Raw genomic sequence first — 19,730 nt, 5'->3', positions numbered from 1 at the left:
GATCGCGTTAGACCTTTTATGAGCAATTAACTGAGCAGGGCGTCAACAAATTCCTGGGCGTTAAACGGCTGCAAATCTTCAATCTGCTCGCCTATACCGATGAAATACACAGGCACAGGGCGGTTCTTGGCGATTGCTGCCAGCACGCCACCTTTGGCTGTGCCATCAAGTTTGGTGATGACCAGGCCAGTCAGTTGCAGCGCATCGTCAAAGGCCTTGACCTGGGCCAGGGCGTTCTGGCCAGTGTTGCCGTCGATGATGAGTAAGACTTCTTGTGGTGCGCCATCCATGCCCTTGGCGATGACGCGTTTGATCTTTTTGAGTTCTTCCATCAGATGCAACTGGGTAGGCAGGCGGCCAGCCGTATCCACCATGACCACATCTGTGCCACGGGCACGGGCAGATGCCACCGCATCAAACGCCACCGCCGCCGGGTCGCCGGATTCTTGCGCGATGACAGTGACATTATTGCGCTCGCCCCAGATCGTTAATTGCTCACGCGCTGCCGCACGGAAGGTGTCGCCCGCAGCCAGCAATACCGACTGCTGGTGGCTTTGCATGTGTTTGGCCAGCTTGCCTATGGTGGTGGTCTTGCCCGCACCATTGACACCGGTGATCATCATGACCAGGGGTTGGTAACGACCCAGTTCCAGCGGTTTTTGCAAGGGTGTCAGCAATTCCAGCAACAGGGCTTTGAGGGCCGCCTTGACTTGCTCGGCATCAGTCAGCTTTTCTTCCTTGACCTTTTTCTTCAGGCCATCGAGCAGGAACTGGGTGGCTTCTACACCCGCATCCGAGGTCAGCAGGGCAGCTTCGAGTTCTTCATACAAATCATCATCAATGCGGGCACCGATGAAGAGGGTGGTAAGATTCGAGGATGTTTTGGCCAGCCCGGCTTTCAGGCGGCTTAACCATGAGCGTTTTTGTTCAGGTTCTTGCGGCTTGGCGGCAAGTACTTCTGCCTTGGCGGGAGTCTGAAGTGATGTAGCAAGTGACGTAACTTCAGCCGCTGGCGCAGGAACAACAGCCTCATGACTGCCTGGCGCAGTGACTAGCGGTGCCGGATCAGCCACAACAACTGGCGCCTCTTCTTTGGGCTTCTTTTTGAAAAAACTAAACATCGGGATATTTTGGGAGTGCGGGCGGCAAAATAGCCAGCCCTGATATTAGAATGCTGCCATTTTAACAGACAGCGCAAGATAAACTGATTTAGCCGTAGCAAGCATGCAATGAAAAAAATAGTAATAAAAAAATAAAAAACGCGGCCGCAAAAGCCACACCGGTAAAACGTCAACACCATCAAGTCCGCATCATAGGCGGTGCGTGGAAGCGCAGCCTGCTCAGCGTGGTTGATGCCGAGGGGTTACGCCCTACGCCAGACCGCGTCCGGGAAACCCTGTTCAACTGGCTCAATCACTTGCTGCACAGTAACTGGACAGGTGTGCATTGCCTGGACCTGTTCGCAGGTAGTGGCGCCCTGGGTTTTGAAGCCGCCAGCCGTGGTGCAGCGCAAGTCATCATGGTGGAAGCGCATACGCCAGCTTATAAACAACTGGAGCAAGTGCGGGATAAATTGCAAGCCAGCCAATGCAAGCTGCTGAGGGCAGATGCACTCAAGGTAGTCGAGGGCATGGCAAACCAGGCTCAGAAAATGGATGTGATTTTCCTTGATCCTCCTTTTGAGCAGGATTGGCTGGAGCGTGTCCTGCCAGCCTGTGCGCCATTGCTGAGCGCTAAGGGCTGTATTTATGTCGAATCAGAATTTTCACTGACTATCTCTTCTGGCGACGTAGCGACAGATGAAAAATTGGCTAAATTATTAAGTGGATGGCAAGTTATCCGCGCAGATAAAGCAGGTAGTGTGTACTTCCATATACTGCAACGCAACATTTTGCCGCATGAGGCGCACGAAAATCAGGCATAATGCCTGCTCAACTTGGTGCATATCCTTATGCAGATTGCGAAAAAAGGGAGTGAAGATGGTCACAGCCGTTTATCCGGGAACATTTGATCCGCTGACACGCGGTCATGAAGATCTGGTGCGTCGCGCCTCTGGTCTTTTTGATACTTTGGTGGTGGGTGTGGCGGATAGCAAAAGCAAGAATCCATTTTTCTCCCTCGATGAACGCCTGGAAATTGCCAATGAAGTGCTGGGCCATTATCCAAATGTGAAGGTAGAGAGCTTCTCTGGTTTGCTGAAAGACTTTGTGCGCAAGAATGATGCACGCGTCATCGTGCGCGGTTTGCGCGCCGTGTCTGACTTTGAATATGAATTCCAGATGGCAGGCATGAACCGTTATCTGCTGCCTGATGTAGAAACCCTGTTCCTGACCCCGTCTGATCAGTATCAATTTATTTCAGGTACGATAGTGCGTGAGATCGCCATGTTTGGCGGTGACGTGTCAAAATTTGTTTTCCCTTCAGTGGACCGCTGGTTGAAGAAGAAAGTTGCTTTGCTGGCCGAGAAGACAAGTAGTTAATTAGTACGTGCTGAATAATCAGCACATGAAAGTGAAGACATGGCCCTGATGATTACAGACGATTGCATCAATTGCGATGTCTGCGAACCCGAATGCCCTAACGACGCCATCTACATGGGGCCGGAAATTTATGAGATCGATCCACATAAATGCACTGAATGTGTAGGTCATTACACAGAGCCGCAGTGTCAGCAGGTGTGCCCGGTCAGTTGTATTCCTTTTAATCCTGAGTGGCGTGAAACTCCGGAGCAGCTTAAGGCCAAGTACGAACAACTGCAGGCCGACAAAAAGCCTGCGCAAGCATAAGTCTGCTTAAAAACACCTCACCTGATTACGCCCGCCGTTTTTAGCCTGATATAGGGCACGGTCAGCACGCAACACCAGGTCGCGCGCGATGCTGGTGGCATTGTCGTAATTGGTATTTTCATCAATGGTGGTCAGGCCTATGGATATCGTGGCCTGGCAAGTGCCCGCTTCACTCAGGACAAAATCCTGACCAGCAATGCTTTTGCGTATGCGTTCTGCCACCTGTATCGCGTCATGCAGATTGGTGTTGACCAGCACCACAACAAATTCTTCACCGCCAAAGCGGCCCAGGGTGTCGCTGAGACGCAATTCATTCTTGATTCTTTTTGCAACCTCTTTCAACACATCATCACCACCCTGATGCCCGTAGCGGTCATTGATCTGTTTGAAGAAATCGATGTCCAGATACATGCAGGCAATACTGTATCTTTGCCGGCGTGCACGGGCAATTTCTTCCAGCATGCGTTGTTCGACATAACGGCGGTTGCTGACATTCGTCAAAGGGTCGGTCAGGCCTATATAAGTCAGGCGCTCATTGTTGATGACGTTTTCGAGGCAGATCGCAATGATGGAACCTAGGCGTTCGATAAAATCTGTTGCCATGTTCGGCTGGAAACGGTCAGCCTTGAAACTGCCGAGGTTCAGGCAGCCAATGAGGCGGCCTTGCCTGCGCATGGGGATGATGGCGATACTCGCCGGTTTTTTATTGAAGCTGCTGAAGTAAGATGAATAAGCGAGGCTCTGGTACAGGCCTAACTGGGGTTTGCGCAATGCAGTTTCTGGCTGGCTCAGTTCTACTTCATGCCGCAAGAAAACCAGGTGCGGGAATTCATTCAGGTCTATCTTCAGGTCGCACAGCATTTGCTGCAAGTCGCCCATTTTATCGAACAAGACCAGAGACACTACATCGAGTTCTGAAGTGATCGCCAGCGCACTGAAAATATTTGTGATGAGTTCACGAAAACTGTTAGCACCAATAATCTTCAGATCAAAACTCTGGTGCCGCGCCATGATGCTTTGATTGCGGTGCGCAAGTTCAAGCAAGCTGTCCAGCCGTGCACGCAGCGCCTGATTTTCATGCTGCAATTCCAGTAGTGCAGACGGGGCTTCATCTGGCTCTGCATCGGTATGCGCTGGCATCATGCTTTCCATATTGGTCTGTAATTAGAAGGCGATATTCATATTGATGGCATCACCGACACGCAGCAATTGCCCTACGCCCTGTTCGACAATAACATTCATGCCAAAGGTGATGCCGCCATCAACCAGGGGATTGGCGCGGTAGGTCTGCAGGATATCCATAGGGTCAGGACCAAACTCACCTGTACTCTGGTCTATTGATGGCATGGGGCAGCGCGGGCACGGCTTTACCGGGCGCAGTTGTATCAGGCTGCCGATCTCAAAATTCTCTGCATAGTCTTCTTCAAAAGCTTCTATGCCATCCAGCACGATATTCGCGCGAAAGCGATTCATGGGCAGCGCACTGCGACCCTGTTTTTCGAGTTTCTGATTGAGGTCATCCAGAGAAGCAGATGCCGTCAGCAAGATGGGATAGCCATCAGAGAAGCGGGTAGCGACCAGTTTGTCGCCTGTCCATTTCTGACTCGCATAGCGCTGCGTCTGTGGCGTGCTACGCACCAGTCGACAGGGCGTATCCAGCGCCTTGCTGAACCAGTCTGCCATGGCCTGACCGCAATCAAGGGCGGGGAAATTTTCTTCCCAGATCGTGACTGAAGTGGTGCTGGTATCTTCTTGCGGATTCAGGGACAGCACAGGCATGCCGGGTGCGTGGATGTAGAGCCCGTCACTACGGATTTCTGGCCGTATCAAAGCCATCTTCGGGAATTCTCTTTGCGTCAGGAATTGTCCTTGCTGGTTGACCAGCATCCATTCCCTGTCATGTATGCCTCCAAAACTGAGGCCGGTTTCAGTCAGCGTGGCCGCCTCCAGCGCGATACCGGCGCAGGACTTGATGGGGTAAATGCTAAGGGACAATATGCTGGGCATGGTCTTGATGCAATTAAGTTAGCCGGGAAATATGCTGGAATGCATCTCTCCTGATTATGAAATGAGTTCTGGCTATTTTAATGGCTAAGCTCTATTTATGCTGATGTTTCAGGCATATTCCATGCCAGTTGCTTCACAAGCCCATGCTTTTGATGACGTCTGGCTACCGTTCATTCCCTTGGAAAGCATGCCGGTAGGCTGAAGGGGAAAGGCCAAATTCACGGGCGAAATAACGGCGCAGCAATAGTCCTGTGCCAAATCCGGTATCAGCAGCGATGTCATCAATCGACCGCTTGCTGGTTTCTAGCTGACGCTGGGCTAGCGCCAGTCTTTGGTTCAATAACCATTTACCCACGGTCGTGCCGGTCTGTTGCTGGAAGTGGCGGGTAAAGCTGCGCCTGCTCATCAAGGCTCTTTGCGCCAGTTGATCGAGCTGCTGCGGTTCTGCCAGATGAGCCAGCATCCATTCCAGCACTTTGGCCAGGCGGTCATCGGTGGCCAGCACAGGCACCGGTTGTTCTATGTATTGCGCCTGCCCACCCTGCCTGTGCGGTGCTACCACAAGACGCCGGGCAACATGGGCCGCCACATCAGCACCATAGGTACTGCGCAGCACATGCAGGCAGCAATCTATGCCCGCAGCAGTGCCAGCTGAGGTGACAACATCACCATGATCGACATACAGCACATTCGGGTCCAGGCTGATATTCGGATAGCGTTCAGAAAAAGCCTTGCTCAAAGCCCAATGCGTGGTGGCACTGCGCTTGTCGAGCAAGCCAGCTTCGGCCAGCACAAAGGCCCCCAGACATAAACCTATGATGCGTGCACCCCGTGCATGTGCATGGCGCAGTGTCTGCAGCAGTGCCGGCGGGGCAGGGCGCAAGTCATCATGCCAGGAGGGGATGACTACCATGTCGGCCTTGCCCAGTGCAGGCAGGCCATGCCGCACATGAATGCCAAAGCCAGCACTGGTGCGCACTTCAGCCTGTGTCCTGCCTGGCAGCGCCAGACAGACCTTGAGATCGAACAAGGGCATGTCCAGCCCGCCATGATGCTCGCCAAATACCATGCAGGGAACAGACAAATGGAAAGGGCTGATGCCATCAAAGGCCAGCACCGCGATATTGATCTTGCAATCAGAGGTAGATGTGAGCATGGCCTGATTGTATCGAATATTGGCAATCGGGTCACTTATATTCTGAGCCTGCATGGCTGAAAATACATCCCATGAACAGCGCTGCTGTTTTATTCAATCAAACTTGAATCTATCTTGAATTTACCTCAAAAGGAAATGCCATGACTGCCAGCAACCCTGTAAAACGCGCCCTGATCGTTATTGATGTACAAAATGAATATTTCACCGGCAATATGCAAATCAGCTACCCTGACCCACAAGTATCCCTGCAAAATATAGGCCGGGCGATGGATGTGGCCAAGGCTGCGGGTATTCCTGTCCTGGTGGTGCAGCACTCCGCGCCAGAAACTTCACCCATCTTTGCGCGTGGTTCCAAAACCTGGGAGTTGCATGACGTGGTTGCCAGCCGTCACGCTGATCACCGTATAGAAAAAAACATGGCCAGTGTTTTTACTGGCACCGATGCCGCTGCCTGGCTGAAAAAGAATGAGATCAATACACTGAGTGTAGTCGGCTACATGACACACAACTGCAATGCCAGCACCATCTTGGAAGCAGCGCATCTTGGTTATCAGGTCGAAACCCTGAGTGATGCAACAGGTTCACTGCCTTATGAAAATGCTGCCGGTTATGCCAGTGCAGAAGAAATCCATCGTGCCTTCAGTGTCGTCTTCCATTCCAATTTTGCTGCGGTTGCCAGTACAGACAGTTGGATAGTTGCAGTTGAAGCAGGTACGCTCTTAAGCAAAGGCGATGTCTACAGTTCACATATGGCAGGGCGCCAACGCGCAGTTGGATAAATTCAGAATTTCTAGCCTTGTATGACAAAACCCGGATTGCATTGCATTCGGGTTTTTTGATTTAAACCGGGCAAATTCAGTAACAACGACAACAAGGGCGTCGCAGTTGGCATATGGTTGACTGAATGTGCAATGCTATAATTTATGAATGAAAAACAAGCAATCCAAGACCACGACAGCCAAACTTGATACTGCAACTGAAGAGCTTGAAACGGACCTGCTTCCGGCTGACACAGTGCGTCGTAGTCGTCGCTCCAGCGGTGGCTTTACTTTGCGCGATGTGGCAAAACTTGCCAATGTTGCGCCGATTACTGCTTCACGGGCTTTGAATACCCCTGATGCTGTATCTCCAGCAGTTCGGGCACGTGTACGTGAAGCGGTTGAGCGTACTGGCTATGTTCCCAATTTGCTGGCAGGTGGCCTGGCGTCAAAAAAAAGCCGACTCGTTGCGGCTGTTGTGCCGACCATAACCGGCTCAGTATTTTTGGAGATGGTGCAGTCGCTCACCAAATCACTGGCAGACGAAGGCTATCAATTGATGCTGGGCCAGGCAGGATATGAAAATTCAAGGGAAGATGTTTTGCTTGAGGCCATCATAGGACGTCGTCCAGATGGTGTCATCCTGACCGGCATCATGCGTTCAGAATTGGGCCGTAAACGTTTGCTTGCCAGCGGTATCCCGGTAGTGGAGACCTGGGATTTGACACCTACTCCAATAGATATGCTGGTTGGTTTTTCACACGAAAAAATTGGTGAGGCAGTGGCGAAATATCTGCATAGCCGCGGGCGTCAGCGCGTGGCCACCATCAGTGCCAATGATGAACGCGCAGCGCGTCGCAACAAGGCGTTTTCTGATGCGGCTTTGGGGATGGGGATGGGGCGGGTAGGTGCGACTGAAGTTGCTACATGCATCGTTAAAGCCCCGACTACCTTAGGGAGTGGGCGCAGTGGCCTGCGTAGCCTGCTGGAGAATGATCCCGCTATCGATGCGATTTTTTGCAGTTCGGACATGATGGCCCTGGGTGTCATCATAGAAGCCCACGCGATGGGCATTGCCATACCTGAACAACTGGCAGTTATCGGCTTGGGTGACCAGAAATTTTCAAAAGACCTTGATCCACCACTGACCAGTGTACGCATAGACGGTACGACTATAGGCAATTTGGCGGCACGCTTCATCATTGACCGCGTCAATGGTATTCCTGTAACAGACAAGGTCAGGGATATAGGTTTTTCCATCGTCGAACGCGACAGCACATAAAATTGTTTTTTTACTCGCGACCGATTTTCAATTGTTTGCGCCTGACTTAGCGCCAGATCGATAGTCTGATATCAATTAAATTCATTAATCCGGCAATATACCGGGATTGCCACAAGCGACTCATCAGGATTTCGCCCGCATTCAGTTGCAGCACATTCAACTTGAATTTCATGCCCGGGATAATCTGTCTCTCCGTTCAAACAACCAGCGAACTCATGCCTTAAACAAGGGCATTTAACTGCCTGTCGAATACAAGGCTATGCAGTTACGACCAGCATTTTTTGCCCGGTATAATGCCTGGTCTGCGGCCTCTACCAGTGCAGCCAAATTCATGCCAATACCTAAAGAATCGGCAATGCCAGCACTCAGAGTGCTTTGCAGTGCCTCGTTTTTCCAGCTTATCTGTAATTCAGCATACAGCGAACGCACACGCTCAGCCAATTGCGCGGCGCCTTGTTCGCCAGTACCAGTGAGTAAAACACAAAACTCTTCCCCGCCATAACGGGCCAGGCAATCTTCACTGCGAACCACAGACTGCAACAGCGCTGCCAGACGGCGCAATACTTCATCACCCGCCTGGTGACCATGTACATCATTGATACGCTTGAAGTAATCAACATCAATCATGATGACAGACAAAGTCTCACCAGTCCGGGTAGCACGCGCCAGCAAGCGCTTTGACTCATCTTCGAAACTACGACGGTTCAACAGTCCTGTCAGGCTGTCATGCGAGGCTTGCTCGCGTAAATCACTGACCAGCCGGAAAGTGATTAGTAGAACTAGTGCCAGCGAGATGGATAGTTGTGACAAGCCACCGAGCACAATGAGCACCGGATTGACATTACCCTGTGCAAACAAGGAAATCTCTTCAGCCGGTTTAAGCAGGATATTCAAAGCCCTGAGAAAACTCACTAAGGCAATAAATGAAAAGGACGCTGCGGCGAGGTTGTAAGCGGTTTTTAATGGCTGCGTGGCTTTGACGATCAGACTCAGCGCACAGGCAGCGAATATGGCACTGACCAGCAGGGAGTTGGCGGTGACTACCATGCGCACATTGTCATGCACGATGCCCAGCCACAGGCTTTGCAGCATCATTTGTCCGCCTATCCATACCGGAACCCAGTAATGACAGCGCTTTCCCTTAAAAGCTTCGATTCCGTTAAAGAGAAGACCAAAGCCACAACCCGCGATGAAAGGTACGCTGGCAATAATCAACAAAGGCCATTCAGGAGACATCAGGGTACTGGTAAAAATACCTAAGCCCATGCAACAATGCCCCAGTGCCCATTGACGTGCGCCTCTGACGTTGTCAGCATGAAAACTGATGAGCGCCATCATGCCCGCACCAAGCAGATTAATACAACTCCACATCAGCATGATGGTACGGACATCAAGATTCATGTCTTGCTCGCATAAGTGGCGGGGCATGGATATTTATCAGGCAAATTCTCTCCGCGAAGTGATGAATGCTGCTGGGCAGCGAAGCACTTAAAATATTACATCTCAGACACAAGGGCAATAAAGTAAGCGCAAAAGCCGCGAATGTCGCGGCTTTTTGTGGGATTTTCTGATGCTGACCAGATTCTTTTAGACCTTATTTAGACGTTAAACAAGAAGTTCAGCACATCACCATCCTTGACCACATATTCCTTGCCCTCGGCGCGCATCTTGCCTGCTTCCTTGGCACCGGTTTCGCCCTTGTAAGTGATGTAATCATCAAATGCAATCGTCTGGGCGCGGATGAAACCGCGTTCGAAGTCGGTGTGGATGACGCCTGCTGCTTGCGGGGCGGTGTCACCTACGTGTATGGTCCAGGCGCGTACTTCCTTGACGCCAGCGGTGAAATAGGTTTGCAGGCCCAGCAGTTTGAATGCAGCGCGTATCAGGCGGTCGAGGCCTGGTTCTTCCATGCCCATGTCGGCCAGGAAGTCTGCCTTGTCGGCATCGTCGAGGTCAGCGATTTCAGATTCTATCGAAGCGCAGATGGCGACGATAGGGGCATTCTGGGATGCTGCGTAGGCAGTCAACTGGTCCAGCAATGGGTTGTTGGTAAAGCCGCTGTCAGAGACGTTGGCAACATACATCGCCGGTTTGGCCGTGATCAGGCACAGTGGCTTGATCAGCAGCATTTCTTCTGCATCCAGACCCAGGGCGCGCACTGGTTTGGCATCGTTCAGTGCTGGCATGATGCGTTCCAGCACGGTGACCAGTTTCAAAGCATCTTTATCGCCAGAGCGGGCTTTCTTGTTTTCGCGGTGGATGGCTTTTTCTACCGTACCCATGTCAGCCAGGGCCAGCTCAGTCTGGATAACCTCGATATCGTCGAGCGGGCTGACTTTGCCAGCAACGTGGATGACGTTGTCATCTTCAAAGCAGCGCACGACGTTGACGATGGCGTCAGTTTCGCGGATGTGCGCGAGGAACTGGTTGCCCAGACCTTCACCTTTGGAGGCACCGGCCACCAGGCCAGCAATATCGACAAATTCAACGATGGCGTTCTGGATGCGTTCAGGCTTGACGATGTCAGACAATTGCTTCAGACGTGGATCAGGTACCTCAACAACACCGACGTTAGGCTCGATAGTACAGAAAGGATAATTTTCTGCCGGTATACCTGCTTTGGTCAGTGCATTGAACAGGGTGGATTTGCCGACGTTAGGCAGGCCGACGATGCCGCATTTGAGACTCATGATGTTTTGCCAGTTGGATTTGATTAACCCGCTATTTTACCGGAAAGCCTGCCCCTCAGACCGTTTCTGGCCTGAATTGCCAGAAATCTTGCTGATAAATACAGCAGTTATCCGGTTAATAGCGGGTCTTTAGTAGTCAAATTGATAGCTTGGCCCTTGTTTTTATGACTTTTATAACTTTTTCAAAAAAACTGATGTCAGGCAACTGCGCCAGGCAAGCCAGCTGCCTGCCGTATCCTGCGTTCACTAAGTTTATGCAGCAAGCCAGTCAGCATGAAGCCAGCGATCGTCAGGCCGAGCACCAAGCCTATCCAAAAACCGCGTGCCGCCATCGGTTCTTCTGGATGCCATGGCAACCAGGCCGGTGCCAACCCCAGCACACAGCCTATAGGCAGGGCAAAGCCATAAAAGGCCATCAGGTGTATCAGCATCGGCGTGCGCGTGACTTTGTAGCCGCGTATGGCGCAGGATGCCGTGACTTGTGCCGCATCAGACAACTGGAAGATCGCCGCATACAGCAGCAACTCGGATGCCATGGCCTGCACCGCCGGGTCAGAGGTATAGGCTGCCGCCACCAGATCGCGGAAGATCATGATGCCCAATGCCGATATGACGGCAAAGCTGGTCGATAGCGCATAGCCAGTCCAGGAGATAAAGCGCGCCCGCTCCGGGTCGCCTTCCCGAGGGTTTGCCCGACCCGTGTGGTCAGAGCAATGCCAAGACTCAGGGGCACCATGAACACCAGTGATGAAAAATTCAGAGCGATCTGGTTGGCCGAAACTGGTACCACGCCAAAGCGGGCAATCAGCAAACCGACAGCGCCAAACGCCGACACTTCAGCAAAATAGGTAACACCTATAGGCAGGCCCAGGCGCAGGGTAGAGCGTATCTCTGCCCAGTTTGGAGATTCATAATGGCTGAAAGGGAAAGTCTCTTTGTAGGCTTCGGCCCGACGCATCCAGAATAGCATTGCACCCAGCATCAGCCACAGGCCCATACCGGTAGCCATGGCGCAGCCGGTAGAACCCAGCTTGGGGAAACCCAAATGGCCGTAAATAAACAGCCAGTTGATGATGATATTAAAAGCCAAACCACCGAGTGCAATCACCATCACAGGCTTGGTCTGGTTCAGGCTGGTGGTGTAACCATACAGGGCGCGATACATGGCAAAGGCAGGCATGCCCAGGCTGATGACATGTACAAACTCTGAAGCCTTGGCATTGATGGCCGGATCCAGTTGCAGGTAATTGAAAACCAGCGTGGCGATATTCAACAGCACGCAACCAACCAGGCCTACACCCAGGCCCAGCCACAAAGCCTGGCGCACCATGTGTGGCACACGCTCATGATTTTCTGCGCCGACTTCATGGGCGATGACGGTATTCACCGCCATCATGATGCCCATCACGCTGACCAGGATAATCACCCAGACATTTGCGCCCAGTGACGCCGCAGCCAGGTCGTTCGCACTGAGGTGGCCGGTCATGGCGACGTCAGCCACACTCATGCCTACGGTGGCCAGTTGTCCTATCAGGACAGGCCAGGCAATGGTCCAGAGGGCGGCGGCTTCAGTGCGGATGCGGGTTTTCATGCTGTTCAAACAAAGGATGGCTGGATCGGCATCTTACCGTAGAAAGCAATTACCCCGCTATGGCCGGATTTTCATATGCACTATAAGCACGATAGGCACTCTCAAAAGCCAGCTTAGTGCCGCAACCACAGTTCATTGAAAGACACAAAACCAAACGGCGTCATCCTCACGCCCGCCACATGCGGGGCAATACTGACTTGCTGGTTTTCATGCGAGATGGGGATCATCCAGCCTTCTTTGACGAGCCGCCTTCCTATGCGTGCATAGGCCAGCATGCGGCGTTTGCTGTCTGCCAGTTCCCTGACCTTCATCAGGTCAGCATCCAGAGGTTTCAGGGCGCTGGCGGGCATCCAGCGGCGGAAGACACTGTCGGCCAGGAACCATTCATAGCAACCAAAATCCTGGTCATCATGCATGACTTCGCGGGTCACGACGATATCAGCGTCTTTCATCCATTCGCGTGCCAGCAGTTGGTCATAGGGCAGGCTGGTCCAATGAACCGTGATGCCACCCGCTTCCAGTCTTTGTTTCACTGCTTGCGCCAGGCTCAGCATTTCTGCCGTCTGGCCGCTGACCATGCGTAATTTACTGCCAGCCTTGAAGCTGCTGCATCTGGGTTTTTTTGCGACGCGGTGCTTCCAGATGGCGAGCAAGCCTGAGGCCGGTTTCCTGCTACGTTCTTCTGGATCAAATAAGGTTTCGGGTGCCAGCCAGTCTGCCAGTGCCAGCCTTTGCTCTGCAGTTTTAAAAAAGCTGCGCGAAGAATTACAGATGATGTAAGTGCAACCGGACTCTGCACCGGCAATCGTTTGTTTTTTTGAACAATCCTGGTTCGCATAACCAAACTGCAAATCAAAGCCTGATGGGCCGGATGGCGGCGGCAGCATCCACAAATCTATTTCATCAAGCAAAGGGCGTTCGCGGTAATAATCCTTGAAAGCCTGCAAGGTCAGTTGGTAGGTGTTGTTGCGTATCACGCGGAATGCACCACTGCCAACCGGGAAGCGTGCAAAGTCAACTGCACGTTGACGTGGCACGATGGAGGAGTTGGCAGTGGCCAGACAATTTGGCCACAACTGGTCAGGGTGATCGAGATAAAAACTCACGCGCTGGCTGGGGCCAGTCTCCACATATTGCAGGTGACGATATAAGCGTTGGTAAATCGCTGATTCATCACGCAGTCGCAAGAAGCTGGCCTTGACATCTTCTGTGCTCAGTTCAGTACCGTCATGAAAACTTAGGCCGGAGCGCAACCAGAAATGCCAGATGCTGCCATTTTTTTCGCTTTCCCAGTGATGGGCAATTGCCGGGCGCAAGGCATTCTGTTCATGATCAAAGGTTGTCAGCCGCGAAAAAATCTGCCGTACCAGATGTGCTTCGAGACGGCCATAGACTTTTAAAGGGTCCAGGCTTTCTACGCTCCGGAACAGGGGCATGCGCAAGCTGCGGCAGGCACTGTCTGGCATGCCCAGGTAATCCGGCAGACGGCTTGCAAGTTGCTGGCGCTGGTGATCGTCGAGACTGGCAAAAGCCTGCTCCAGATCACCACGTGCCAGGTATTGCGACAGATGATCAAGCGCCAGGTTATCCGGGGTTTGCAAAAGCTGCAATTGCGAGTGATTGCCACGCCCACTCCCAGCCTGCCAGTCCAGCCAGCCGCGTTGCTGCATTTTTGCCAGCAGGTTGCGCATATTGCGCTCACTGCAATGCATGGCCAGTGCCAGAGCGGGCAGGCCAGGTTGTTGTTCATGATGCTGCAGGAAAGCATGCAGCTTGCGGTAATGATCGAGCAGTTTCATGCGGGATAGTGTAAGCGCTGGCCTGGCCCATAAAAGGGGAAAAATTTTTTTAAATTATATCCATTTTTCCTTTCAGCTTTTTTTACCATACTGTCTGACATCAGTACCCATCTGTTGTTGAATGTACAGAAAAGGAAGATGATGTCCCGCTTTCCCGCCGCCGTGATACGGCTTTTATTCAGTTCTTTTGTGTTTGTCATGGGGCGTGCAGTTGCCCTACCTTTTATGGCGTTGTACCTCTATGAACACCTCGGTATTAACCAGCAAACCATAGGCTGGGTCCTGGGTGGTAGTATTTTTTCTTCTACCCTCTTCAGCCTGTATGCCGGTTATCTGGCTGACCGGCTCAGCAAGAATTTGTTGATGAAACTGACAGGCATCGTCGTTGCTGTCAGCACGGCCACGCTGACGATAGTGCCGAATGCATGGACAGCGCTGTTTGCCCTGATGTGCATAGAGTCGGCACTGACCTTGCGTGGTATTTCCCTGAAAGCCACACTGGCTGATCTGTTGCCGCCCGATCAAAGACCAAAGGCATTTTCTCTGAACTACACCCTGATCAATGTGGCATTTGCCCTGGGGCCGGTGCTGGGTGCATGGCTGTTTGCCATCAAGGTGTCCGGACCCTTGTGGATGGCGGCTGCATTTTCGCTGCTGGCGTCGCAGGTGCTGGGCAAGTCTGGCACTGCACTCAAGACAGGAGAAGCAAGCAGATCCAGCCCCGCCGGTTTCAGGGCGACCATGCGCGTGCTGAGAAGTGACCGCCGCCTCATCCTGTTTTCCATGGGCAGCGTGCTCACGTCCTTTGTGTTTGGCCGTTTCGTCTCGGGTTATCTGTCGCAATACCTGATGGTCAGCCAGGGTACGCAGGCGACCGCGCAATTGCTGCCATTTATCCTCATCACCAATGCGGTGACTGTGGTGGCTCTGCAATATCCGGTAGGTAAGCTGATGCAGCAAAAATACCTGTTCCGATGGGTCAGTCTGGGTGCCACTTTGTATGCCATGGGTTTGCTGGGCTTCATGCATGCTGGCAGTGCCATGAGCTGGGTGCTGGCAACCCTGGTCTTCACGGTGGGTGAGGTCATCGTCATTCCCTGTGAATATATGTTCATCGACATGATCGCCCCTGCCGACAAGCGCGGCAGTTATTACGGGGCGCAGAGCCTGGCCATGTTTGGCGCTGCACTCAATCCTGTGATTTGCGGTTACCTGCTGGCGCATTTTCATAGCGATGTCATGTTCTGGGTATTGATCTCGGCGACCATGCTGGGCGTGTTGATGTATTTTGCCGGTACCCGCAGCAAGCCGGTTGAAGAGCATCGCGCTGAGAGTGAGGCGGTTGTAAAGCCTGTAATAGCGCCTGCAAAAGTCACTTGCAAGCCCAGGACTTGCCTGTCAGTGCTGGCGGCGAGCAAGCAACTTGCCGGTAACCGCGTGAAGAATTTGTTCCCGCTATCCTGAACACCGGCAGATATTTACCGTAAGTCCGTCAACCTGAAAGGCTATTCGTAAAGAGTAGCCTTTTTGTTATTTTTCGCCTGCTGAACTGTAACTTCATTCATTTTATCAACGTCCTTGACAATTCCATGTCTGCGCTCTAAAGTGATATCACTTTGATTTCAAAGTGCCATCTATCAGGAGAAAGTATGAGTACTACCTCAGTGTCGGCGACTGGTAAAAAATTAATACAAGAACGTTCACTTACGTCGCTGGACGGTTATTTCATGATCATTGTCGGCCTGCTGTTTGTCGCAGGCGGTGCCTATAGTTTTATTGACCTGGTCGGTGCAGGGCAGCCCAGCCTGGCTGGTGTGTTGATGCGGCTTGCTGCGGTGGTGCTGGGTATTTTCATCCTCACCGGCCTGTACATGTTGCAACCGAATGAAGCGGCTTTGTTGTCGCTGTTTGGACAATACAAGGGCACAGACCGCAGCGAAGGCCTGCGCTGGGTTAATCCTTTTTATTCCAAACGCAAACTCAGCCTGCGTGCCCGTACATTGAACACTGCTCCGCTGAAGGTGAATGACAAGCGCGGCAATCCTGTTGAAATAGGTGCGGCCATCATCTGGCGCGTGCAGGACACGGCACTGGCGATTTACAATGTCGATGATTTTGAGCGGTTTGTGAATATCCAGTCTGAAGCAGCGATACGTCATCTGGCAACCCAGTATGCCTATGATGACGGTGAAGACCTGGCTGAAGGCGAGACCACATTGCGCGCAGGCATGGATGTCGTCGCCGGTGCCATGCGTGACGAATTGCACAAGCGCTTTACCGCAGCCGGCATTGATGTGGAAGACGCCAAGCTCACGCACCTGGCCTATGCCGCAGAAATTGCCCAGGTCATGTTGCGCCGCCAGCAGGCAGAAGCCATCATCAGCGCCCGCAAAAAAATCGTGCATGGTGCGGTCAGCATGGTGGAGGCTGCTTTGCAAGGTCTGTCAGAACGCAAGATATGCGAACTCGATGATGAAAGAAAAGCGGCCATGGTCAGTAATTTGCTGGTGGTGCTGTGCTCGGATAAAGAGACCCAGCCCGTCATTAATACCGGCACTTTATACAATTAATTTGTAGCGAGATAAGAAAATGGAACATCCAGTCTATGTGGAAAAACAGTGGATGAAGTTGTTGTGGATTATCCTGCCTGTCAGTACTGTGCTCTTGCTCGCGGTGCAAATGATATACCTGGGGCCTGGAATGCCCGGCATCAAACTGGCTTTACCGCTGGTGAGCCTGCTGTTGCTGGCTTTACTTGGGGCCTTGACCATAAGTGTTGATGCAAGTTATCTGCGCTGGCATTTTGGTCTGATTGGTTTTCCTTCCTGGAAAATTGCCCTGTCGGATATCGCTTATGTAGAAGCCACCACGACGAGCATGATGGAAGGTTATGCCATCAGATTCACAAGCAAGGGCATGTTATATAACGCCACTGGCAACACCGCAATACTGGTGGTTTTGCGCAATGGCAAGGCACTGCGCCTGGGCACGCAAGACCCGCAGCGGCTGCTTAGTTATATCACTCCACGTTTGAATGCCAGCTAATGGCCAGCCCAGGAAAAAAATCCTTCCCCCTGCGTATCGATCCCCTGTTGTGGAACGAGATCGAACGCATGGCGGCGCAAGAGCTGCGCAGTGCCAATGCCCAGGTTGAGTATCTGCTCAGGCAGGCACTGAAGCAGCAGGGGCGGCATGTGCCCACCGCCAAGACAGCGTCTGACGGTGCCGAAAAAGATGGCGAGCAAATAGAGGAATAAAGATAAGGTAATCTGGACGCAGAAGCAGGCAAATACAAAGCCAGCTATACTTGCAGCGAATATGAATTACCTTGCCCACATCTACCTGGCTCAGCATAGCGATCGCGCCATGCTGGGAGCCTTGCTCGGTGACTTTGTCAAACTAAAGGACACTGCGCTCTATCATCCTGAAATCCAGGCTGATATTCAGATACACAGGCAAGTCGATAGTTATACCGACAGCCATCCCATCGTCTTGCAAGCCAAAGCCTTATTCCAGGACCAGCACCGCCGCTATGCCGGCATCTTGCTGGATATCTTTTATGACCATGTGTTGAGCCAGCATTGGCCACAAGGCAGCCCTGTTGCACGCCAGGAATTGATACAGCGGTTTTATGGTGCCCTGCAAGCACAATCAACGATAATCTTGCCTGACAGCCTGCAGGCAGCCTTGCCGCGCATGCTTAACCAGGACTGGCTGGGCTCTTATCATGAATTTGACGGCGTCAGAATTGCCGTTGAACGCACTTCGCAAAGGCTGTCAAAGAATGGTGATTTGTTGCGTGCGGGCCTGGGTGATTTGCTCAGCAATTACGATGCATTGAGCAAAGGCTTTCTGGAATTCTTTCCTGAACTTGTGCAATATGTGGCTGAGCAGCGCGAACAAAAATTATCTCTACCAGCTTAAAAATTCAAAGCCTGCACCAGATCAAGATTTGGTTTCTCAACAAATGCCGCAAAGTCGTCGCGCATGCGCCCGCTTTCGCTGATCGCCAGCTTCCAGTTCTGAATGCGGAAATCGTGATTCAGTCCGTAGTAAAAAAAATCTTTTCTGTCCGGCAGCTTGCCACGTGTCAGCGTCTTCAGGAAAGAAGGAGATGGTGACACCATGATCACATTATCCAGCCATTGACTATTGACACCTGTGCCAGCCCTGCGCCAGGGCATGGGCTTGTCCAGCCAGCCGGGTACGATGTGATCTGTAAAATGGGGGTAGAGCACCAGGTCACCATCCTTGCTGCCCGCCACACGTGAGTAGGGCAGGGCCAGGTGGTAATCAATGATGCCGCCATCCCAGTAAGTACCTGCTGGCGTATGTGGGATATTCCTGACCGGTTCCATGATCAGCGGCAGCGTGCCAGATGCCAGCAGCGACCAGCCCAGGTTGTCCGTTTTCAGCGGGCAAAAGTGGGTATCAAAACCATCAAATTTCGCCTTCAGCCAGAACAGTGGATCACGGGTATCGCCAACAATCACGCGGTCCATATGCCTTGCCAGGCGTGAGCGTGAAGTCAGGTTGGCAAAAGTGGCCGCCACAAAACCAGCCTTGGCCTTGCTCACCGATTGCGGTGCTGTCAGCAAGCCGCGGCCACGCACTGCCAGCAAATGCAGCCTGTGCAAGGGCTGGTTGACGACTTCTGCTTCATGCCCGCCGATAAAGTCATGCAAGAGATTCTGGATTTCGCGCGTCACATAGTGGGCAGAAGGTTTTTCAGGATAACGCTGTTCACAATACAAATCACCCAGACGCTGGAAAGCCGCCACCGGGTCAGTATGGCTGGCCGCCGCCATGCGCCAGGCACCAATTGATGCACCGATCAGCGTGCGTTCACGCGGTGCAGTTGGCAGCCATTCACCAAATATCCATTGATCCAGAGCCTGCAATATCAAACCCTTGGGGCCACCCGCTGCCGCCGGGATGATGGCCACATCCTGCGCGCGCAAGCCATGCTCACGCAAGTGTGCATAGGCTTTGCGACCGGCATGGATTTGTATCGCTGAACTCATTTTGTTGTATGGAGTTGCATCATCGCTTCAGGGAATTTACCTTCAACCAGCAAGGGTAGCACAGCCAGGCTATTGGCGATGGCTTCGTCTATCGGCCCCTGTTCTTCCTTGCGTGGCCTGTGCAAGACAAAGTCCGCCACACCCTGCGTCAAATTCAAACTGCGTGGGTGGCCTATGCCTATGCGCAAACGCCAGTAATCCTGGGTGCCCAAAGCTGCAGTAATATCCTTGAGGCCATTATGCCCGCCAGATGAACCACCAAGTTTGAGCTTGGCAATGCCAGGCATGATATCCAGTTCATCATGCACGACCAGCACCTGGTCTGGCGTGATCTTGTAGAAACGGCAGATCGCGCCTACCGATTGCCCCGAACGGTTCATGAAGGTTTGCGGCTCCAGCAACCACACTTCCTGGTTGGCAATGCGGGTCTTGCCTACCAGGGCATTGAAATTTTTGTCCCTTTGCAGGCTGGCTGGCAATTGATCTACCAGCCAGAAACCGGCATTGTGACGGGTTTGTTCATATTCAGGGCCGGGATTACCCAGGCCAACGATCAGGCGTATTGTCATTGCTAAGCAGTATCTTGTAGTTATTGCAGAACTGATGTGCTGCGGATTGAAGCCTATTATAACCAAGC

19 protein-coding genes and 1 pseudogene are annotated in these 19,730 nt (G+C 52.4%); 10 read left to right on the top strand and 10 right to left on the bottom strand.

Features of this window, described 5'->3' with window-relative positions:
- Window positions 1-26 precede the first annotated feature (26 nt).
- A complete protein-coding gene (gene ftsY, locus UNDKW_RS25025; RefSeq protein ID WP_162060959.1) occupies window positions 27-1,121 on the bottom strand; it encodes a signal recognition particle-docking protein FtsY in 1,095 nt (364 codons plus the stop codon).
- A gap of 131 nt (window positions 1,122-1,252) precedes the next feature.
- Between ftsY and rsmD the strand changes: the two genes are divergently transcribed.
- From rsmD to UNDKW_RS25010, 3 genes are read left to right on the top strand one after another with little or no spacing between them, the layout of a single operon-like run.
- A complete protein-coding gene (rsmD, locus tag UNDKW_RS25020) occupies window positions 1,253-1,924 on the top strand; it encodes a 16S rRNA (guanine(966)-N(2))-methyltransferase RsmD (protein WP_162062104.1) in 672 nt (223 codons plus the stop codon).
- Between the two features lie 55 nt (window positions 1,925-1,979).
- Window positions 1,980-2,480, top strand: coding sequence for a pantetheine-phosphate adenylyltransferase (coaD, locus tag UNDKW_RS25015; RefSeq protein WP_162043540.1), 501 nt, complete (start codon window positions 1,980-1,982; stop codon window positions 2,478-2,480).
- Between the two features lie 39 nt (window positions 2,481-2,519).
- Entirely contained in the window at window positions 2,520-2,786 is a 267-nt protein-coding gene (locus UNDKW_RS25010) for a YfhL family 4Fe-4S dicluster ferredoxin (RefSeq protein WP_162043539.1), read from the top strand.
- Window positions 2,787-2,792: 6 nt separating this feature from the next.
- On the opposite strand, the gene UNDKW_RS25005 is transcribed toward UNDKW_RS25010, so the two are convergent.
- From UNDKW_RS25005 to UNDKW_RS24995, 3 genes are all read right to left on the bottom strand, one after another.
- Window positions 2,793-3,926: a DUF484 family protein gene (locus UNDKW_RS25005; protein ID WP_174247615.1), complete on the bottom strand. Its 1,134-nt coding sequence runs from the start codon at window positions 3,924-3,926 to the stop codon at window positions 2,793-2,795.
- A 24-nt stretch (window positions 3,927-3,950) separates the two neighbouring features.
- Complete coding sequence (locus UNDKW_RS25000) at window positions 3,951-4,793, bottom strand: MOSC domain-containing protein (RefSeq protein WP_162060957.1); 843 nt, start codon at window positions 4,791-4,793, stop codon at window positions 3,951-3,953.
- 163 nt (window positions 4,794-4,956) lie between these two features.
- Window positions 4,957-5,949 (bottom strand): GlxA family transcriptional regulator, encoded by a 993-nt coding sequence (locus tag UNDKW_RS24995; RefSeq protein WP_162060956.1) that lies wholly within the window; start codon window positions 5,947-5,949, stop codon window positions 4,957-4,959.
- A 140-nt stretch (window positions 5,950-6,089) separates the two neighbouring features.
- On the opposite strand from UNDKW_RS24995, the gene UNDKW_RS24990 reads away from it, so the two are divergent.
- The gene (locus tag UNDKW_RS24990) at window positions 6,090-6,728 is read left to right on the top strand and encodes a cysteine hydrolase family protein (protein WP_162060955.1); all 639 of its coding nucleotides are present in this window, start codon (window positions 6,090-6,092) and stop codon (window positions 6,726-6,728) included.
- A 148-nt stretch (window positions 6,729-6,876) separates the two neighbouring features.
- Window positions 6,877-7,989 carry a LacI family DNA-binding transcriptional regulator gene (locus UNDKW_RS24985; protein WP_162060954.1) on the top strand — a complete coding sequence of 371 codons (1,113 nt, stop codon included), beginning with the start codon at window positions 6,877-6,879 and terminating at the stop codon, window positions 7,987-7,989.
- A gap of 234 nt (window positions 7,990-8,223) precedes the next feature.
- Here UNDKW_RS24985 and UNDKW_RS24980 read toward each other — a convergent pair whose 3' ends face one another.
- From UNDKW_RS24980 to UNDKW_RS24965, 4 genes and pseudogenes are all read right to left on the bottom strand, one after another.
- Window positions 8,224-9,417 carry a GGDEF domain-containing protein gene (locus tag UNDKW_RS24980; protein ID WP_232063104.1) on the bottom strand — a complete coding sequence of 398 codons (1,194 nt, stop codon included), beginning with the start codon at window positions 9,415-9,417 and terminating at the stop codon, window positions 8,224-8,226.
- 170 nt (window positions 9,418-9,587) lie between these two features.
- Window positions 9,588-10,679 (bottom strand): redox-regulated ATPase YchF, encoded by a 1,092-nt coding sequence (gene ychF, locus UNDKW_RS24975; RefSeq protein ID WP_162060952.1) that lies wholly within the window; start codon window positions 10,677-10,679, stop codon window positions 9,588-9,590.
- A gap of 197 nt (window positions 10,680-10,876) precedes the next feature.
- A pseudogene (locus UNDKW_RS24970) lies at window positions 10,877-12,165 on the bottom strand (MATE family efflux transporter).
- Window positions 12,166-12,383: 218 nt separating this feature from the next.
- The gene (locus tag UNDKW_RS24965) at window positions 12,384-14,069 is read right to left on the bottom strand and encodes an SgrR family transcriptional regulator (protein ID WP_162060951.1); all 1,686 of its coding nucleotides are present in this window, start codon (window positions 14,067-14,069) and stop codon (window positions 12,384-12,386) included.
- Between the two features lie 141 nt (window positions 14,070-14,210).
- Between UNDKW_RS24965 and UNDKW_RS24960 the strand changes: the two genes are divergently transcribed.
- The 5 genes from UNDKW_RS24960 to UNDKW_RS24940 all read left to right on the top strand — a co-directional run bounded on the left by UNDKW_RS24960 (window position 14,211) and on the right by UNDKW_RS24940 (window position 17,993).
- Window positions 14,211-15,533, top strand: coding sequence for an MFS transporter (locus UNDKW_RS24960; RefSeq protein ID WP_162060950.1), 1,323 nt, complete (start codon window positions 14,211-14,213; stop codon window positions 15,531-15,533).
- Window positions 15,534-15,718: 185 nt separating this feature from the next.
- Entirely contained in the window at window positions 15,719-16,639 is a 921-nt protein-coding gene (locus tag UNDKW_RS24955; protein WP_232063103.1) for an SPFH domain-containing protein, read from the top strand.
- Between the two features lie 19 nt (window positions 16,640-16,658).
- Entirely contained in the window at window positions 16,659-17,114 is a 456-nt protein-coding gene (locus tag UNDKW_RS24950) for a hypothetical protein (RefSeq protein WP_162060949.1), read from the top strand.
- A complete protein-coding gene (locus UNDKW_RS24945; protein WP_162060948.1) occupies window positions 17,114-17,326 on the top strand; it encodes a hypothetical protein in 213 nt (70 codons plus the stop codon). Before UNDKW_RS24950 ends, UNDKW_RS24945 begins: the two co-directional genes overlap by 1 nt.
- Window positions 17,327-17,387: 61 nt before the next feature.
- Window positions 17,388-17,993 carry an ACP phosphodiesterase gene (locus UNDKW_RS24940; protein WP_162060947.1) on the top strand — a complete coding sequence of 202 codons (606 nt, stop codon included), beginning with the start codon at window positions 17,388-17,390 and terminating at the stop codon, window positions 17,991-17,993.
- Here the strand turns inward: UNDKW_RS24940 and UNDKW_RS24935 are convergent.
- Together UNDKW_RS24935 and pth are read right to left on the bottom strand one after the other, a co-directional pair.
- Window positions 17,990-19,093 carry a patatin-like phospholipase family protein gene (locus UNDKW_RS24935; protein ID WP_162060946.1) on the bottom strand — a complete coding sequence of 368 codons (1,104 nt, stop codon included), beginning with the start codon at window positions 19,091-19,093 and terminating at the stop codon, window positions 17,990-17,992. The genes UNDKW_RS24940 and UNDKW_RS24935 overlap by 4 nt on opposite strands.
- Window positions 19,090-19,662 carry an aminoacyl-tRNA hydrolase gene (pth, locus tag UNDKW_RS24930; RefSeq protein ID WP_162043524.1) on the bottom strand — a complete coding sequence of 191 codons (573 nt, stop codon included), beginning with the start codon at window positions 19,660-19,662 and terminating at the stop codon, window positions 19,090-19,092. The genes UNDKW_RS24935 and pth overlap by 4 nt, the downstream gene beginning before the upstream one ends.
- Window positions 19,663-19,730 lie beyond the last annotated feature (68 nt).

It is taken from the genome of Undibacterium sp. KW1 (assembly GCF_009937955.1).
GTDB lineage: Bacteria > Pseudomonadota > Gammaproteobacteria > Burkholderiales > Burkholderiaceae_D > Undibacterium.
This window is presented reverse-complemented; position numbering and strand designations above follow the sequence as displayed.

What these genes read in the sequence shown, in the direction of transcription:
- ftsY (WP_162060959.1), bottom strand. Translation starts at nt 1,121, where the DNA reads ATGTTTAGTTTTTTCAAAAAGAAGCCCAAAGAAGAGGCGCCAGTTGTT.
- coaD (WP_162043540.1), top strand. Translation starts at nt 1,980, where the DNA reads ATGGTCACAGCCGTTTATCCGGGAACATTTGATCCGCTGACACGCGGT.
- UNDKW_RS25010 (WP_162043539.1), top strand. Translation starts at nt 2,520, where the DNA reads ATGGCCCTGATGATTACAGACGATTGCATCAATTGCGATGTCTGCGAA.
- UNDKW_RS25005 (WP_174247615.1), bottom strand. Translation starts at nt 3,926, where the DNA reads ATGCCAGCGCATACCGATGCAGAGCCAGATGAAGCCCCGTCTGCACTA.
- UNDKW_RS25000 (WP_162060957.1), bottom strand. Translation starts at nt 4,793, where the DNA reads ATGCCCAGCATATTGTCCCTTAGCATTTACCCCATCAAGTCCTGCGCC.
- UNDKW_RS24995 (WP_162060956.1), bottom strand. Translation starts at nt 5,949, where the DNA reads ATGCTCACATCTACCTCTGATTGCAAGATCAATATCGCGGTGCTGGCC.
- UNDKW_RS24990 (WP_162060955.1), top strand. Translation starts at nt 6,090, where the DNA reads ATGACTGCCAGCAACCCTGTAAAACGCGCCCTGATCGTTATTGATGTA.
- UNDKW_RS24985 (WP_162060954.1), top strand. Translation starts at nt 6,877, where the DNA reads ATGAAAAACAAGCAATCCAAGACCACGACAGCCAAACTTGATACTGCA.
- UNDKW_RS24980 (WP_232063104.1), bottom strand. Translation starts at nt 9,417, where the DNA reads ATGCCCCGCCACTTATGCGAGCAAGACATGAATCTTGATGTCCGTACC.
- ychF (WP_162060952.1), bottom strand. Translation starts at nt 10,679, where the DNA reads ATGAGTCTCAAATGCGGCATCGTCGGCCTGCCTAACGTCGGCAAATCC.
- UNDKW_RS24965 (WP_162060951.1), bottom strand. Translation starts at nt 14,069, where the DNA reads ATGAAACTGCTCGATCATTACCGCAAGCTGCATGCTTTCCTGCAGCAT.
- UNDKW_RS24960 (WP_162060950.1), top strand. Translation starts at nt 14,211, where the DNA reads ATGTCCCGCTTTCCCGCCGCCGTGATACGGCTTTTATTCAGTTCTTTT.
- UNDKW_RS24955 (WP_232063103.1), top strand. Translation starts at nt 15,719, where the DNA reads ATGAGTACTACCTCAGTGTCGGCGACTGGTAAAAAATTAATACAAGAA.
- UNDKW_RS24950 (WP_162060949.1), top strand. Translation starts at nt 16,659, where the DNA reads ATGGAACATCCAGTCTATGTGGAAAAACAGTGGATGAAGTTGTTGTGG.
- UNDKW_RS24945 (WP_162060948.1), top strand. Translation starts at nt 17,114, where the DNA reads ATGGCCAGCCCAGGAAAAAAATCCTTCCCCCTGCGTATCGATCCCCTG.
- UNDKW_RS24940 (WP_162060947.1), top strand. Translation starts at nt 17,388, where the DNA reads ATGAATTACCTTGCCCACATCTACCTGGCTCAGCATAGCGATCGCGCC.
- UNDKW_RS24935 (WP_162060946.1), bottom strand. Translation starts at nt 19,093, where the DNA reads ATGAGTTCAGCGATACAAATCCATGCCGGTCGCAAAGCCTATGCACAC.
- pth (WP_162043524.1), bottom strand. Translation starts at nt 19,662, where the DNA reads ATGACAATACGCCTGATCGTTGGCCTGGGTAATCCCGGCCCTGAATAT.